Source organism: Pseudonocardia sp. TMWB2A, from assembly GCF_017312135.1.
Map to the genome: position 1 here is coordinate 5437211 of NZ_QKQY01000002.1, position 16379 is coordinate 5453589.

At 74.1% G+C, this 16379-nt stretch carries 12 protein-coding genes; 3 read left to right on the forward strand and 9 right to left on the reverse strand.

Translation table 11 applies throughout. The features are described 5' to 3' along the window. The first annotated feature begins 96 nt into the window (after window positions 1-96). Entirely contained in the window at window positions 97-777 is a 681-nt protein-coding gene (locus DMP17_RS40040) for a GOLPH3/VPS74 family protein (protein ID WP_226350261.1), read from the forward strand. Between the two features lie 356 nt (window positions 778-1133). After that, window positions 1134-2636 carry an exopolysaccharide biosynthesis polyprenyl glycosylphosphotransferase gene (locus DMP17_RS40045; RefSeq protein ID WP_337832283.1) on the forward strand — a complete coding sequence of 501 codons (1503 nt, stop codon included), beginning with the start codon at window positions 1134-1136 and terminating at the stop codon, window positions 2634-2636. Window positions 2637-2654: 18 nt separating this feature from the next. Here DMP17_RS40045 and DMP17_RS40050 read toward each other — a convergent pair whose 3' ends face one another. The 6 genes from DMP17_RS40050 to DMP17_RS40075 form a co-directional block, all read right to left on the reverse strand. Further along, window positions 2655-3668: a glycoside hydrolase family 6 protein gene (locus tag DMP17_RS40050; protein ID WP_226366680.1), complete on the reverse strand. Its 1014-nt coding sequence runs from the start codon at window positions 3666-3668 to the stop codon at window positions 2655-2657. Window positions 3669-3682: 14 nt separating this feature from the next. After that, window positions 3683-5632, reverse strand: coding sequence for a kelch motif-containing protein (locus DMP17_RS40055; RefSeq protein ID WP_337832284.1), 1950 nt, complete (start codon window positions 5630-5632; stop codon window positions 3683-3685). Continuing rightward, the gene (locus DMP17_RS40060; protein ID WP_337832285.1) at window positions 5629-7434 is read right to left on the reverse strand and encodes a glycosyltransferase family 2 protein; all 1806 of its coding nucleotides are present in this window, start codon (window positions 7432-7434) and stop codon (window positions 5629-5631) included. Before DMP17_RS40060 ends, DMP17_RS40055 begins: the two co-directional genes overlap by 4 nt. A 382-nt stretch (window positions 7435-7816) precedes the next feature. After that, on the reverse strand, window positions 7817-8716 hold the full coding sequence (locus DMP17_RS40065) for a type II CAAX endopeptidase family protein (protein ID WP_337832286.1): 900 nt from the start codon (window positions 8714-8716) through the stop codon (window positions 7817-7819). 89 nt (window positions 8717-8805) lie between these two features. Continuing rightward, entirely contained in the window at window positions 8806-9483 is a 678-nt protein-coding gene (locus DMP17_RS40070; protein WP_226366684.1) for a response regulator, read from the reverse strand. Next, on the reverse strand, window positions 9480-10736 hold the full coding sequence (locus DMP17_RS40075; RefSeq protein ID WP_337832287.1) for a sensor histidine kinase: 1257 nt from the start codon (window positions 10734-10736) through the stop codon (window positions 9480-9482). Before DMP17_RS40075 ends, DMP17_RS40070 begins: the two co-directional genes overlap by 4 nt. A 204-nt stretch (window positions 10737-10940) precedes the next feature. Between DMP17_RS40075 and DMP17_RS40080 the strand changes: the two genes are divergently transcribed. Then, a complete protein-coding gene (locus DMP17_RS40080; protein WP_226366686.1) occupies window positions 10941-11144 on the forward strand; it encodes a hypothetical protein in 204 nt (67 codons plus the stop codon). 13 nt (window positions 11145-11157) lie between these two features. Here the strand turns inward: DMP17_RS40080 and DMP17_RS40085 are convergent, their stop codons facing one another. From DMP17_RS40085 to DMP17_RS40095, 3 genes are read right to left on the reverse strand one after another with little or no spacing between them, the layout of a single operon-like run. After that, a complete protein-coding gene (locus DMP17_RS40085; RefSeq protein WP_226350252.1) occupies window positions 11158-12489 on the reverse strand; it encodes an MFS transporter in 1332 nt (443 codons plus the stop codon). 25 nt (window positions 12490-12514) lie between these two features. Next, window positions 12515-14224 carry a hydantoinase B/oxoprolinase family protein gene (locus tag DMP17_RS40090; RefSeq protein WP_337832288.1) on the reverse strand — a complete coding sequence of 570 codons (1710 nt, stop codon included), beginning with the start codon at window positions 14222-14224 and terminating at the stop codon, window positions 12515-12517. After that, window positions 14221-16308: a hydantoinase/oxoprolinase family protein gene (locus DMP17_RS40095; protein WP_337832289.1), complete on the reverse strand. Its 2088-nt coding sequence runs from the start codon at window positions 16306-16308 to the stop codon at window positions 14221-14223. The genes DMP17_RS40090 and DMP17_RS40095 overlap by 4 nt, the downstream gene beginning before the upstream one ends. Between the last annotated feature and the right edge of the window lie 71 nt (window positions 16309-16379).

Here is a 16379-nt window from a genome sequence, read left to right on the forward strand (position 1 = left end):
CTGTCGGTGTGCGTCCGGCTCCGCTCTGTACACGGAGCACGACCTCCTCCTCGCGCAGGAGGCGCATCACCCGTCCGGTCGCTAGCGTCGAGCCGCATGGTGGATCTGCTGCTCGCCGAGGAACTGCTGCTCATCGGTCTGGACGACGAGTCCGGCAGGGCCTGGGGCATGTTCGACCCGGGGTCGCTGCACGGTGCACTGCTCTGCGACCTCATCGAACGGGGCGCCGTGACCGTGGGCGACCGGACGACGGTCCACCCGACCGGCGTCGCGCCCGGTCATCCCGCCCTGGACGCCGTGCTCGCGACGATCGCCGAGGACCCGAAGCCCCGGTCGGTGTCGCACTGGACGAGCACGCTGCCGTGGAAGCACACGAAGCCGGCCGAGCTCGTCGCGCAGCGGCTCGTCGCCGACGGCGTGCTGTCCCGGGAGGAGGGGAAGGTGCTCGGGCTGTTCCGCACCGTCCGCCTGCCCGAGGCCGACCCCGGTCCCGAGCGCGCGCTGCGCGAGCGGCTGCGCTCGGTCCTGGTGCACGGCACGACGCCGAGCGCCCACGACGCCCTGCTCGTCGCGCTGCTGCACAGCACCAGCCAGGTCCGGGCGGCCCTGTCGGACGTGGACACCGCCCAGCGCCGGGCCGGGGAGAAGCGGGCCCGCGCCGTCGCGAAGGGGCTGGCCGACGACCCGGTGCTGAAGGCCCGGTACGACGCCGCCGTCCTCGCCGCGGTGATGGCGACGGTGAGCACCGTGGTCATCACCACCAGCGGGTCGAGCTGATCGATCACTCTCCGTCGTCGATCGACTGCACGATCCCCGACGAGGCCGGATGCCGCCTTGTGACGCTACGCGTTGTTGTTGAGAAGGCAAGCGGAGCAAAAGAGTGACTGGGATCCCACATTCGCCGCTGTAACGCACGTAGCGTGCTCGACGAGCCTGCCACGTGTACGGCGAGTTCTCAGGCGATGCCTCCGAACGGGCTATGGCCGTACGCACGTCTCGGTCCGTCCCCGCGATTGGTGGTTACTCGTCGTGACAACGTTGGCACCATCCGCCGCTACGCTCCGTCGTAGGAGCGCGCGCTACGCGGTGTAGATCTTCTTGTCGCAGAACACCTTCCGCGTAGCCGGTCGGCCGTGAGCGCCGGCCCGACGCAGGCCCGTCGACCCGCGCGCGCCACACCCCGTACCCGCGACCGGCCCCCGCTCCGGCGGCCGGTCGCGGGCCACGGCCCCGGCCCGGCCGGGCCGACCGCCCGGGCCGACATCTCCTCCGCCCCGGCGCCGGTGCGCAGGCTGGCCGCCCGGGTCAGCCTCGTCCGGACGGCGCTGGTGCTGACCGACGTCGTCGCCGTCGGGACCGCCGTGCTCGTGGTCGCGCCGACCGGGCGCCGCGGCGTCGTCGCCGCCTCCGTGCTGCTGCTCGCGGTGCGCTCGGCGGCGCGCCTGCACCGCTCCCGGCTCCGTCTCTCCTGGTTCGACGACCTGCCCCGCGAGCTGGCCGCCCTCGTCGTGACGATGGGGCTCGTGCTGGCCGGGGCGATGGCCCTGCAGCAGAACCTGGACACCCGCATCGACGTCGCCGGGCCGGTCGAGGTCGTGCTGCTGGCCACCCTGGTCGCCCTGACCCTGCGCGCCGCGGTGCTGTTCGCCGCCCGGCTGCTGCGGGTCCGGTGGGCCGTCGGCGAGCCCACGCTGATCGTCGGCACCGGGTCGCGGGCGGTGGAGCTCGACGAGACCATGCGCGCCCACCCCGAGTACGGCCTGCGCCCGCTCGGCCACGTCCTGTCCGAGGACCTCGACCTCGTGGTGGAGCGCGAGCGGGAGGCGCTGTCCGCCCGGATCCGGGACGCCGCGGCCCGGCACCGGGTGCGCGTCGTCGTGTTCGCCTGCCACACCGTCGACGACGCCGCCGTCCTCGACGCCGCGATCGAGGCCCGCCGCGACGGGCTCGGCGTCCTGCTGCTCCCGTGGCTCTCGGAGCTGGTGCACGACCACTCCGGCGTCGAACGGCTGCGCAGCATCCCGCTGCTGCGGCTGCCCGCGGACCCGAGGAACCGGCTGTCCTGGCGGCTCAAGCGCCTCGGCGACATCCTGGTGTCCGCCCTGGCGCTGGCCCTGGCCTCACCGCTGCTGCTCGCCGTCGCCGTCGCCGTGCTCGTCGAGAGCGGGCGGCCGGTGATCTTCCGCCAGGAACGCACCGGCCTGGACAACCGGCCCTTCACCGTCCTGAAGTTCCGCAGCATGCGCCCGGTCGACGAGCGCGAGCAGCAGACACAGTGGTCCATCGCGGGCGACGCCCGGGTCGGCCCGGTCGGCAGGCTCATCCGCCGCACCTCGCTCGACGAGCTGCCCCAGCTGTGGAACATCCTGCGCGGCGACATGAGCCTGGTCGGGCCGCGCCCGGAGCGGCCGTCGATCGTCGAGCGGTTCTCCGCCGAGCACGAGCGCTACACCGCCCGCCACCGCGTCCCGGTCGGGCTCACCGGGCTCGCCCAGATCTCCGGGCTGCGCGGTGACACCTCGATCGCCGACCGCGTCCGGCACGACAACTACTACATCGCGAACTGGTCGCTCTGGCTCGACGCCCAGATCGTCGTGCGCACGGCGCGGGAGCTGGTCCGGCGCGGCCGGCACTGAGCGGCCGCGCCGGGCGGGTCAGCCCGCCTGGCGCTGCGCGAGCCCGAGGGCGTAGTCGGGGTACCACTGCCCGGCGGCGGGCTCCCCCGGACGGCAGGCCCCGTCGGACTCGCCGGGGCGCTTGACCCACAGCAGCGCGTCGACGCGGTCGTCGCCGGTCTCGGTGGTCGGGTTCGCCCCGAGCCCGCGACCGGGCGGGTTGCAGAACGCGGGCACCCCGCCCAGCGACGCCTCGTCGGCGACGCCCTGCCCGTTGCGGCTGGTGTCGACGACGAAGTGCGCGCCGCCGAGGCGGTCGGAGAGCTGCCGGCCGAAGGCGACGACCTGCGGGGTCGGGTAGAAGTTCGCGACGTTGAGGGCGAACCCGTCGGCGGCGCGGACCCCGGAGCGCTCCAGCGCCCCGGCGAGGGCGTCGACGTCGCTGATGAAGCCGGGGTTGCCCGCGTCGACGTAGACCCGGGCGCCCGCGTCCTTGAACGCCGCGACCGCCTCGGACAGCAACTGGTAGCGCTCGTCGCGCAGGTCGCCGTCGACGCAGCCGGACAGCTCGTGCGGCACCGCGTCGGGCTCCAGGACGACCGTGGCCGTCGTGCCGCCCAGCCCGCGGACGATCTCGGTGACCCAGTTCCGGTAGTAGCCGCCGTCCGGGGCGCCGCCGCCGGAGAAGCTGCCGCAGTCGCGGTGCGGGATGTTGTAGGCGACCAGCAGCGGCCGGGCGCCCGCCGCGGTGGCCCGGTCGACGTAGTCCTTCGTGTCGGCCTGGGCCGCGGCGACGTCGCCGCTCACCCAGTGCGGGAACGGCTGCGACGCGATCTTCTCGATCTGGTCGGCGTCGGCGTCGCGGCCCTCGTCGCGCCACCGGACGACCTGGTCGGCGGCGGCGCTGCGCGGGTCCACGAACAGCCCCGTCGCGCTCGGCGGGGCGGACGCCGGTGCGCCCGGGCCGGGCGCGGTGGGCGCGCCCGCCCCGCACGAGACGAGCACCAGGGCGGCGGCCAGGGCACCGGAGGAGACTGCCAGCAGCGAGCGCACGATGCTGGAGTGTGTCACCTGACGTGGACCCATGACGCCACGGACGGCACCCCGGCGTCGTCGACCAGGAAGAGCATGTACCAGCCGGGCGGCACCAGGGTCGGCTCGGCGGGCACGGCCAGGCCGAGCGAGCCGTCCGGGTTGCGGGCGATGTCGAGGCGCACCGAGCGCTGGTCGACGTCGGTCGCGTGGGTGACCGCGCTGGGCCGGATCAGCCGGGCCTGCGCGACCCGGGCCGCGTCCGGGCTGGTCACGGTCATGGTGCTGCCGAGCGTGGCCTCGCCCGGGGCCTTCGCGATCACCGGCTGCGGCCCGTGGAACAGGTACGGCGGGGTGTAGATCTCCAGCCGCTGCTCGAACGGGGCGGGCTTGGTGTTGTCCACGTTCTTGAACAGCGAGTTCCCGCCCGCGGTGAGCACCTGGCCGTTGGGCAGCAGCAGCGCCTCGGCGTGGTAGTCGCGCCCCACCGCGGGGTCGGCGACGGCCGAGAGCGTGTTCGTGCCCGGGTGGTACAGGTTGGCCTGCAGGATGTCGCTCGCGCCCTTGCCGCGGTAGTCCGCGGAGCCGCCGGTGATCAGCAGGTCGTCGGTGGGCAGCTGCACGACGCTCGGGTAGCGGGTGGGGGTGCGCAGGTCCGGTCCCGGGGTGAACGCGGGCGCGGGGGCGCGCAGGTCGATCGTGTCGATCCGCGCCGAGGACACCGGGGACTCCCCGACCCCGCCGCCCCCGACGACGACCATCCGCTGGTCCTGGACCGGCCCGGCCCAGGACGACCCGGAGGTCTCCATCAGCTCCGGCGCGCGCAGCCCCGGGACGGGGGCGAACGAGTTGTCGGCCAGGTTCCAGAACCCGGGGGTGCGCCCGGCGTCGGCCGGGCCGTAGCCGGCGTTGGAACCGGAGTAGAACAGCCGTCCCTCCTGCTGCGTCTGGAAGATCGCCGGGTAGGTCGGGAAGTAGCGGAACAGGTCCGGCCGGTCGGTCCAGCGCTTCGTCGCCGGGTCGTAGACCTCGTTCTGGCCGGGCAGGATCTGCCCGGTGCCGTCGAGGCCGGAGATCGCGAGCACCTGGCCGTCGGGCAGCCCGGTGAGCGTGGGGTACCAGCGCTTCTGGGTCATGTCCCCGACGCGCACGTACTTCTCGGCGAACGGGTCGAACTCGTAGGAGTCGGCGATGCCCTGGAAGTCCTGCTTGTCCAGGGTCATCCTGTCGCCCATGCCGTAGACGTTCGCGGCGTCCTCGGGGGCCAGGCCCGGGATCGCGTACTGGGCGGGCTGCTCGGTGACCCCGGCGGCGCCCTCCTCGGTGGACTCGACGAAGCCGATGGTCTCGCTCGCGGTGACGACGGTCCGGTCGCCCTCGCCGGTCTTGGTCGCGGCCATGACGTGGGCCGGGCTGGTGAGGGCGTACTCGCGTCCGTCGGGGTTGCGGAACACGGTGCCCTCGTCGAGGTGCAGCTCGCGGTCGGGGTTCTCGTTGCGGATCCGCATCGCCCCGGCGGCGTGGGTCACGAAGCCGTCGAGGACCTCGTAGCGCTGGGTGCCGCCGGCGACGAGGAGCTTGCCGTCGGGCAGGAAGGTGTGGCCGCCGCAGAACAGGTCCGACGGGGTGTCGATCTCCGTCGCGTCGCCGGTGGCCGGGTCGTAGACCAGCGTGCGGAAGGTGCCGGCGTCGAACTGCTTCTGGTCGTTGCCCGAGCCCGCGACGAGCAGGACCTTGCCGGTCGGCAGCATCGCGGCGTGGATGGCGTTGATCCGGACGTCCGCGGGCAGCTCGACGACGTCCCAGCGGCCGTTCGCGGCGGTGTACTCGGCGCTGTGCAGCCACGCCTCGTGGCGCACCTCGGAGATCCAGGCGAACGCGGGCGGGGCGTTGACCGCCAGCAGCACGGTGGGCACGCCGATCATCGCGATCAGCCGACGGCGGCCGAGGACGGCGCGCGCCGCCCGGGAGAGCAGGCGCCTCACGCCACGGCTCCGATCTTCTCGTCACGGGGTTCGGGGAGTGCGGGCACGAGCTCGACGAGCTCGGCCGCGGACGCGATCCGGCCGCGGGTGCGCAGCAGGCCGCCCAGCCAGATCGTCATCGGGACCAGGGAGATGACCAGCGCGAGCGCCGGCCACATGAGGACGTCGAGGTTGGCGTAGCCGAACGCGAACGACGCCGCGATCGCCGCCGCCAGGAACGCCGACCAGCGCAGGTGCCGGGCGAAGGTGACGACCCGGTCCGGGCTCGCCGCCTCCGCCTTCGGGGTGACGACGAACGTCGCCGGGCGCCGCAGCACCGTCGCGACCAGCGAGGACGCGTAGATCGGCGCCGAGAGCACCGACATCGCCATCCCCGTCAGCCCGGTCGAGTTCTCGTGCTCGTAGGGGCTGACGTTGTAGCGGCGGTTGCGGATGTAGACCCACAGCTGGAACGCGGTCGCGTCGACGTAGAGCGCCAGCCACAGCGCGGGCGGGACGACGATGCCCGACACCCCGAACGCCAGGTAGAGCGAGGCGTTGACGGCGCCGAGGATCCAGCCGATCGCCATCGACGGGTAGAATGCGGTGATCAGCAGGTAGTGCAGCGCCCGCGGCGGGGACAGCCGGCGCAGCCGCTTCACGAAGATGCCCTGCAGGATCACGAAGGTGCCGCGCGACCAGCGCAGCTGCTGGGAGAAGAAGTCCGTCCAGGACGACGGCCCCTCCCCCACCGCGACGACGTCCGGTGTGTACACCGAGCGCCAGCGCTGCCCGGTCCACGGGTTGCGCCGGGCGTGCAGCGCCAGCCCGGTCGCCATGTCCTCGGTGATCGAGTCGTGCAGGCCGCCGACGGCCAGCAGCGCGGAGATCCGCACGGCGTTGTTGGTGCCGACGAGCATCGGGATGCCGTAGGCGTTCGCGGCCCGCTGGATCAGCGAGTGGAACGGGAACTGCTGGGACTCCGCGGCGGTGGTGACGAAGTTGTCGCAGTTGGCGTAGCACTGCGGTCCGACGACGAACGCGACGTCGGGGTCCCGGAAGTAGCCCAGCATCCGCTCGGCGTAGTTCGCCAGCGGCACGTGGTCGGGGTCGACGGACAGGAACACGTCGTAGCGGTGGCCCTCGGCGTGCACCCAGGCGTTGTAGTTGCCGTGCTTGGTGCGGGCCTTGAAGAAGCCCGACGGCTCGTTGTAGGCGGCGACGCCCTTGCGGGAGAAGTGCCGGACACCGATCTCGGCGCACATCCGCCGGACCTCGCGGTCGTCGCCCTCGTCGAGCAGCCAGACGTCGAAGGTGCCGGCATGCCGGATCCGCCGAGCGGCCTCCAGCGTCGCGCGGACCATCTCGATCGGCTCCGAGCCGGGGACGATGGTGGTCAGGAACGCGACCCGCAGCTCCGGGTCCGGCCGGACCGGGACCGGGTCGCGGGCCAGCACCGAGGCCAGCGACAGCGAGAACACGTTGACCAGGCGCATCGTCTCGACCAGCGCGATGGAGCCGATGACGAAGACGTTCGCGGCCTGGATCCACCAGCGCTCGTCGACGTCGGGGTGGTGGGAGGGCTGCAGCAGCCAGACCACGAACAGCACCTCGAACGCGACGTTCGCGCCGATGATGGCCAGGGTGCCCGCCCAGCGGCGGCCCTGCCCGTCGTGCAGGTTGCGGTACCGCACCCGGTACGTTTCCCCGGCCGGCGGCGGCTCGGTGACCTCGCCGGAGATGCGGCTGAAGTCGTGCAGCGACCGGGCCCCCACGGCGGGCGCCCGGTTCTGCGGGGTGCCGGACGCGACGCTCGCGGTCACCGGCGTACCTCCCAGATCTCGGTCGGGAACGTGCGGTGGGCACGCCGGACCGAGGGCTCGGCGCGCTGTCCCGCCGGCCCCCTGGGGGCGTGATCGTTCCCGTGTGGAGCGTGCATCGACGCTTCCCGACACCCCGTTACGACGCGTGGCGGCCGGACTGGGCCGTCCGCGCCGGCCGCCGGGGACCCGCCGTGACCGCGTCGTGATCGAGAGGTGCGGTGAGCAGGGAAAACCCCGCCGCCAGTGATCTTTTCGGCCGCACATCACTGGACCGAACGGCCTAGTCGTCTGCTACGCGATGTGTCGGATCATCGATTCTGATGATCCATCGCGAACTCCGCCGAGGTCCCCAGTTCTGATGACGGGAGGGCCCCGCGCGCCGCTACCGGGTGCGCCGGTGGTCGTAGCCCAGGCGGCCCCGGGTGCCGGCCAGGACCACGACCGCCACGACGACGCTGCCCGCGGCCATCGCCTGCATCGACCGGTTCACGTCCAGTGCCGGGAACGTCTCCGACCACACGACCGACGCGAAGTTGTTGACGCCGACGTGCAGCAGCATCGCCATCGGCAGGCTCTCCCCGGTGCGGTTGAACACCCAGGTCATGACGATGTTGAAGGCCAGGCAGAACAGCACGAAGGCCGCGGGCCGGGTCCAGTCCGCGCCGGACCCGCCGCCCCAGTCGGTCAGGAACAGCGGCATGTGCCACAGCGCCCACAGCGGGCCGAGCACCATCGTCCCGGCCAGCGGGCCGAACCGGCGCTGCAGGCGGGGCAGGGCGAAGTCGCGCCAGCCCGGCTCCTCCGCGAGCCCGGTGGTGACCATCTGAAGGAGCAGGGCGGGAACGTAGACGGCGACCACGAGCAGCGACGGCGCGACGATCCGGCCGCCGGAGAAGACGAATCCGGTCACCAGCATCGCGGCGGGCACCCCGAGCAGGGTGAGCGCGTACCAGTGCCACCGGACCCGCCAGCGCCACATCCGCCCGACCCAGCGTCGCAGCCCGGGCCGCCCGTCGGCGACCGCCGTCACCAGGAACGCCGACGCGATGGGGCCCAGGTAGGCGCCGGGCAGCACGCCGAGGATCTGGCCGGTCCCCAGGACGTCGGGGAACCGGAAGTCCCAGACGCCGAGCCCGTTGCGGGAGAGCACGTAGGGCGTCCACGCCGTCCAGCTCATGAGGTTGGCGAGCAGGAAGAAGCTCGGCAGCGGGCGGCGCCGGATCGCCCCGGCGAGCCCGGATCCGTCGCGTGACCTGGGCGGGTTGTCCGTCGAGATGACCATGCCGGGAAGTCTCGGCCGGTCACGGCCCCCGGACGAGCCACCGGCGATGGAAGCTCCACGGCTGCATCGAAGGATGCAGGACCGCGGTGTCAGCCCGGTGTGCCCCGGGCGTCGGGGACCTCGACGACGTGGTTCTGGTAGGCCCAGACGACGGCCTGCAGCCGCGAGGTGACCCCCAGCTTCGGCAGCATCCGGGCCAGGTGGGACTTCACCGTCGACTGCTCGACGACCAGCGTCCGGGCGATGTCGTCGTTGGACATCCCCTGGGCGAGCAGGAGGAGGATCTCGTGCTCGCGGGGGGTGAGCAGCTCCTCCGCCCGCCGGCCGGTCACCGGCTGCAGGCTCCGCCGGTGCACGAACTCGCGCAGGATGCGGCGGGTGAGGGTCTGGTCGATCGTGCCCTGGCCCGCGGCGACCTGGCGGACCGCGCGGATGATGTCGTCGGGGTCGGAGTCCTTGAGGAGGAACCCGGACGCCCCGGCCTCCAGCGCGCCGAACACGTAGTCGTCGAGGTCGAAGGTCGTCAGGACCAGCACCGCCACCTCGCCACCGGCGGCGGACAGCTCCCGGGCGACCTCGATGCCGCTGCGGCCCGGCATCCGGATGTCGAGGCAGGCGACGTCGGGCCGCAGCTCGTGGGCCAGCTCCAGGGCCCGGGTCCCGTCGGCGGCGACACCGACGACGTCGATGTCCGGCTCGGCCCCGAGCAGCGACGCCAGGCCCGCGCGTACCAGCGGCTGGTCGTCGGCGACGAGGACACGGATCATGCAGGGGCCTCCGGGCGCGGTGCGGTCGCGTCGACCGTACCGACCGTCTCGCCGAGCGGGAGCGTGAGCCGGACCTCCCAGCCGCCGTCGGCGGTGGGCCCGTGGGTGAGGTCCGCGCCGACGAGCTGCGCCCGCTCCGCCATGCCGACCAGCCCGAACCCGCCGCCGGGGCCGGGGTCGGGTCCGGCGGGCACACCGTTGCGGACGACGACGGCGACCCACCCGTCGCGGGGCGCGCCGATCTCGACCACGCAGCGGGCGCCCGGTGCGTGCACGGCCGCGTTGGCCAGGGACTCCTGCACCATCCGGTGGGCGACGAGCTGGGCGAGCGGCCCGAGGTCGACCTCCGGTGCGGCCACGACGAGATCCACCTCCGCGCCCGACGCCCGCCGCGCCCGCACCAGGGCGGCCACCGCGTCGAGGGTGGCGGGCGGTCGGTCGGCGTCGGTCTCCTCGCGCAGCAGACCGACCAGGCGGCGCAGGTCGTCGAGGACGGCGCGGCTGTGCTCCCGGATCCCGCGGGCCGACCGTCTCGCGGTCGCCGGGTCGGACTCGATCTGCCGGTCCATCGCCGCCGCCATGACCGCGATCCCCGACAGGTGGTGGGCGGCGATGTCGTGCAGCTCGCGGGACAGCGCGGTGCGCTGGCGGGACATCGCGGCCGCGAGCACCGCGTCCTGCTCACGGCGCAGCGCCAGCACCTCGTTGCGGCGTGCCTGTTCGGCGTCCCGCCGGGCGGCGACGACCAGCCCGACCAGCAACGGCAGCCCGACGACGACCGCCGCCTGCGCCACCGCACCGGCGGCGGCCGGCCCGGCCCCCGCTCCCCGGCCGACCTCGTTGACGAACTGGCCCGTCGCCAGCAGCAGCCCGGCCCCGGCCAGGGCGCCCCACAGCCGTCGCAGGGGGCGGGCGACGACGGCGAGGAACACCGCGGCGAGCTCGGCGACCGCGGTCAGGCTGTACGCCCCGCCCGGCGCCGCCCACGCGAGCAGCAGGGGCAGCGCGGTCACCCCGAGCAACGCCACGACGGGCGACCGGCTCACCCAGACGACCGTCACCGCCTGGGCCACCAGCACCGCGACGACCGCCCACCACCCGGCCCCACCGGTGCGGGGCACCGGCCCGAGGTCCGGGTCCCCACCGACGGCGGACGGCAGGGCCAGCAGCAGGGCCGTCGCGAGGACCGCGCACCCGACCGCGGCCGGGACCCGGAGCGGGGCTCGCCGGGGCTGCTGCGCTGCGGTGGACACGGCGGGCCTCCCCCGGCGGGACGATCGGTCGCGCCCATCATCGGACACGGCGCCCGGCCCGGGGCGCGGCCGGGCGCGATCTGCATCGAAAGACGGAGGTGCCCGACCGCGTCCCTCCGGCCGATGCCGGAGGGACACGTGCCGGGTCAGGCTCGGTCGCAGCGGACGGCCACCCGGGCCGCCGACCAGCGAGGAGGCACCACCATGACCGCCGACGACCGGACCGCACCGTCCCGCCCGCCGTCCCGCCCGCTGCTCTGGACGCTGCTCGTCGTGGCGCTGGCGGCGAACGCCGGCCTGTCGCTGGCCGCGCTACCCGTGGCCGCGGCCGTCCCCGGGCTGCTCGTCCTGGTGGCCGGGGCGCTGCTGGTCCGCGACCACCGGCGCCGGGCCCGGGCCCGACCGTGACGGCCCGCGCGGCTCAGCGGTCCATGGTCCTCTCGATCCGCCGGCCCGTGGTCAGCACGACTCCGATGCCGGCCACCATGACCGCCGCGATCGTCAGCAGCGCCCAGGTGTAGCTGCCGGTCGCGTCGTGGATCGCACCGGTGACGTAGGGCCCGACGAAGCCGGACAGGTTGCTCACCGAGTTGATCACCGCGATGCCGGCGGCCGCGGCGGCGCCGGTCAGCGCGAGCGGCGGGATCCGCCAGAACTGCGGCATCGCGCTGTAGATCCCGGCGGTGCTCAGGCACACCGCCGCGACGAAGAGGAACCCGCTCCCGGCGAAGGTCGCGAGCACCAGCCCGGCGGCCCCGACGGCCATCGGCACCACGGTCGCCGTGACCGCGCTGAGCCGGCCCGACACCCGCGACCAGATGATCATCACGACGATCGCGAAGGCCGCGGGGATCGCCGAGACCAGCACGCTGTTCACGTCGCCGCCCGCCGCGTCGCTGATCGTGGAGATCATCGTCGGCAGGAAGAACGCGAGCGGGTAGAGGCCGAAGACGACGGCGAAGAACGCGATCGCGAGCCCCCACACCCGGCCGCTGCGCAGCGAGGCGCCGAACCCGCTGATCGCCCCGCCGGCGATGCGCTTCTCCTCGTCGGCGCGCAGGGCCGCCTCGACCCGGGCGCGGTCGTCGTCGGACAGCCACTTCGCGTCGGACGGACGGTCCGGCAGCAGGCAGAAGACGACCACCGCGATCAGCAGCGTCAGCACGCCCTCGACCAGGAACAGCGACCGCCACGCGGCCAGCGGGAACAGCGCGTCGCCCCAGGACAGCAGGGCCGCGGCGAGCGGGGCACCCACGATCGACGACAGCGGGATCATCAGGAAGAACGTCGCCATCACCCAGGACCGCACCTTCCGGGGGAACCAGAATGTGAGGTAGAGCAGGATGCCGGCGGCGAGCCCGGCCTCGGCGAATCCCAGGGCCAGCCGGGCGAGGTAGAGGTGCGTCGCGGAGTCCACCCAGGAGGTCATCGCGGTGATCAGGCCCCAGGTGACCATGATCCGCGTGATCCACTTGCGGGCCCCGAAGCGGCGCAGCGCCATGTTGCTCGGCACCTCGACCAGGACGTAGCCGATGAAGAACAGCCCACCGGCCAGACCGATCTGGGCCGCGTCGAGCCCCAGCTCGCGGGACATCGGCTGGGCGACGTAGCCCAGGTTGGCCCGGTCGATGTAGCTCATCAGGTAGGCGAGCCCGACGATCGGGATGATGCGCCAGGCGATCCGGCGCCACAGGCGGCGCTCCGCCTCGTCCTGGATCTCCGGTTCCGTGCCCATGACGTCACTGCTGCTCATGACAGTGGCCTTCCGGTGTGTGGCCTCAGTGGGCCGAGCGGAGGAGTGCGGTGGCGGGGTGGTCGACGTGCCCGTCGTCGGTGACGACGACGCGGTAGTCCTCGCGGGCGCCGCGGGGGCTGACCTTCTGGTCGAGGACGTCGTCGAGCACGGCCTCGGGGTCGCGGGTGAACGGGTCGCCGTGTCCCCCGCCGCCGGCGGTGGTCTGCCGGTGCCGGGCGCCCGCGGGGAGCGTGAGGTGCGGCTTGGTGTCGAGCAGGACCTCGTCCGGGCCGGGGTCGCGCAGGTTCACCGACGGCGTGCCGTCGCAGCCACCGGCGAGACCGTAGGGCAGCGACGTGCGCCGGTCCGACCGGATCTGGACGGTCGCCTGCGACGCGAGGACGGTCATGTCCCGGAAGGTGGCGAGCCCGCCGCGGTAGCGGCCGGCGCCCGCCGAGTCGGTGAGGTAGCCGTAGCCGTCGATGCGGACGTGGCCGGACCGTTCGATGTCCTCGACCGGGGTGTTGGCGAGGTTGGCGCCGAGCGGGCTGATCCCGTCGATGCCGTCCTGGTCCGGCCGGGCTCCCCAGGCGCCGCACAGGACGTCCCAGAGCACGGTGGACGAGCCGTCGTCGCCGGTCACGCCGATCACCACCGAGTTCGGCCCGCCGTCGCCGGCCGCGGGGGTGCGGTCGGGGAACACCGGGGCGAGCGCCCCGAGGACGGTGTCGATGAGCCGGTAGGCGACGAGCCCGCGCGCGCCGCGGGCGGCGGGCCGGTGCGCGTCGAGGATGGAGCCGGTGGGGATCTCGAAGCGGAACACCCGCTGGAAGCCGCTGTTGGCCGGGATGTCGGCGGCGAGCAGGCCCTGCACCGCGGCGTAGCAGGCCGAGCGGGTGAACGACGCGGTGGCGTTCAGTGCGGAGGCCACCTGCGGCGAGCTGCCGGTGAAGTCGAAGCCCAGGCCGTCGGCGTCGACGGTGACCCGGACCCGGAACGGGATGGGGTCGCCGCCGAGCCCGTCGTCGTCGATCCGGTCGGCGAACTCGTAGGTGCCTGCGACCGCGCCGTCGAGCTCGGCCCGCAGCAGGGTCTCGGAGTAGTCCAGCAGCTCGTCGACGAGGCGGCCGAACTCCCCGGTGCCGTGCCGCTCCACCAGGTCCCGCAGGCCGCGGGCCCCGGTGTGGTTGGCGGCGAGCTGGGACTCCAGGTCGCCCCGGAACAGCTCGGGCTCGCGCACGTTGCGCAGGATCAGCTCGAGGAACGTCTCGTTGGTCCGGCCGGCCTCGACGAGCCGGGACGGCGGGATCTGCACCCCCTCGGCGAAGATGCTCGTCGACTGGACGGCCATCGAGCCGGCCGCCCATCCCCCGACGTCGGCGTGGTTGACGACGCTGACCGCGAACCCGGCCAGCACGGCGTCGACGAAGACCGGGGTCACCGCGAAGACGTCGGGCAGGTGCATCCCGCCGAGCGAGGGGTCGTTGAGGATGTAGACGTCGCCGTCGGCGAGCGTGTCGCCGAAGCGCTCCAGCACCGCGTCCATCGCGTCGGGGATGGAGCCGAGGTGCACCGGGCAGGTGTTGGCCTGGGCGATGGTCCGCCCGGTGGCGTCGCACAGCGCGGCGGAGAAGTCCATGCTCGACGCGACGATCTGGCTGTGCGCGGTGCGCAGCACGGTGATCGCCATCTCGTCGGCGGCGCCGGTGACGGCGTTGCGGAAGACCTCGAAGGTCGCGGCGTCGCGGATCACGGTCGGCTCCAGGAGATGACGATGTTGTTGAGCTGGTCGCGGTGCGCCGTCGCACCGGGCGGGACGAGCGTGGTCGAGTCCATGTCCTCCACGACCAGCGGGCCGGTCCGGGGGGTCGCGTCCAGCGCGGCCCGGCCGACGACCGGGACGTCGACCTCCCGGCCGTCGAAGAAGCACCGGCGGCGGGTCTGCGGTGCCGCGGGCGGGAGCGGCGCGGCGAGCGCGTCGTCCAGCCGGACACCGGCCCCGACCCGCCCGACCACGCGCAGGGTCACGATCTCGACGAGCTCGTCGGGGCCCCGGCGGCCGTAGGTGCGCCGGTGCTCGGCGTGGAACCACTCGCGGGCGGCGGCCAGCGCCGCCTCGTCGAGCGGCCCGGACGGCAGCGGCGCCCGGAGCTCGAAGCGCTGGCCGCGGTAGCGCAGGTCCAGGAACCGCTCGACGACGACCTCCCGGTCCGCGGCGGCGGACCGCAGCTCGGCCTCGACGACGGCGGCGAGCCGGTCGAACTCGTCGCCGACGGCGGCCGCGTCGGCCCGGTCGGGGTCGTGGGCGGCCGAGGCGTGCCGCTCGATGTCGGCGACGAGCAGACCCAGCGCGGAGAACAGGCCGGGGTGGGTGGGGACGACGACGGTGCCGATGCCCAGCTCGCGGGCCAGCGCGGCGCCGTAGAGGGGGCCCGCCCCGCCGAAGGCGACCATCGTCGTCTCGCGCGGGTCGCGGCCGCGCTCGCTGGTGACGGCCTTGACCGCGGTGGTCATCCCGGAGACGGCGACGTCGTAGGCGCCCCGGGCGGTCTCGGGCACCCCGGCGCCCAGCTCGGCGGCCACCCCGGCGAGCGCCTTGGCGGCCAGGTCGGGGTGGATCCGCACCCGCCCGCCGGCGATCGCCTCCGGGTTGAGGTAGCCGAGGACGACGTTGGCGTCGGTCAGGGTGGGCCGCTCCCCGCCGTTGCCGTAGGCGGCCGGGCCGGGGCGCGAGCCCGCGCTGGACGGCCCGACGTGCAGCGCCCCGGCGGCGTCGGTGCGGACGATGCTGCCGCCACCGGCGCCGATCTCGGCGATGTCGATCGACGGCGCCCGCACCGGGTAGCCGGCGCCGGAGCCGAGTCCGCGGGCCACGTTCATGCCGCCGCCGACCTCGTAGTCGGCCGAGACGAACGGGGACCCGTCCTCGATCAGCGAGGCCTTGGCCGTCGTGCCGCCCATGTCGAAGGCGACGACGCCGGGCAGGTCCATCGCGCGGGCCAGCGCCGCCACCGCGGTCACGCCGGCCGCCGGGCCGGACTCGATGATCTCGACCGGGCGTCGGCCGACCTTCTCCGCGTCCAGCAGCCCGCCGCCGGACTGCATCACCAGCAGCGGGGCGGTGACCCCGGCGGTGACCAGGTCCCGCTCCAGCACGGTCAGGTAGTCCTGGACGGTGGGGCCGACGTAGGAGTTCACCACCGCGGTGCTGGTGCGCTCGAACTCCCCGGGCTCGGCGCCGAGGTCCACCGAGGCGGTCACGTAGACGCCCGGGAGCAGCCGGCCGAGCTCCGCGGCGACCCGCCGCTCCTCGTCGGCGCGCAGGTGCGAGTTCACCAGGCACACCGCGACGGCCGCGGCGCCGGAGCCCCGGATCTCCTCCGCGACCCGTGCGATCCGCCCGGGCGTCGCGGCGGGCTCGACGGTGGAGTCGGCGTGGATCCGGCCGTCGACCTCGAAGCGCCTGCGGCGCGGGACGAGCGGGGCGGGCTTGGTCCAGCCGAGGTCGTAGAGCGTGGGGCGACGGAGCCGCCCGAGCTCGAGCACGTCCCGGAACCCGGCGGTGGTGACCAGTGCGGTCACCGCGCCGTCCTTCTCCAGGATCGCGTTCGTGGCGACCGTGGTGCCGTGCAGCATCCCGGTCACCTCCGCCGCGGTGACGCCCGCGGCCTGCACCGCGGCCGTCGTCGCGGTGACGACACCCTCGCCGAAGGCCGGCGGGGTCGAGAGCACCTTCATGGGGACGATCCGTCCGCCGGGGCCGAGGGCGACGACGTCGGTGAAGGTGCCACCGACATCGGCTCCGACCCGCCAACCGGCAGGGGGTGAGTGGGCCACGAACGACCTCCGTCTGCGCGAGTGCGGTACCCGGACCGGCGTCGTGATGACGGGCGACGCCGCCCGGGTTG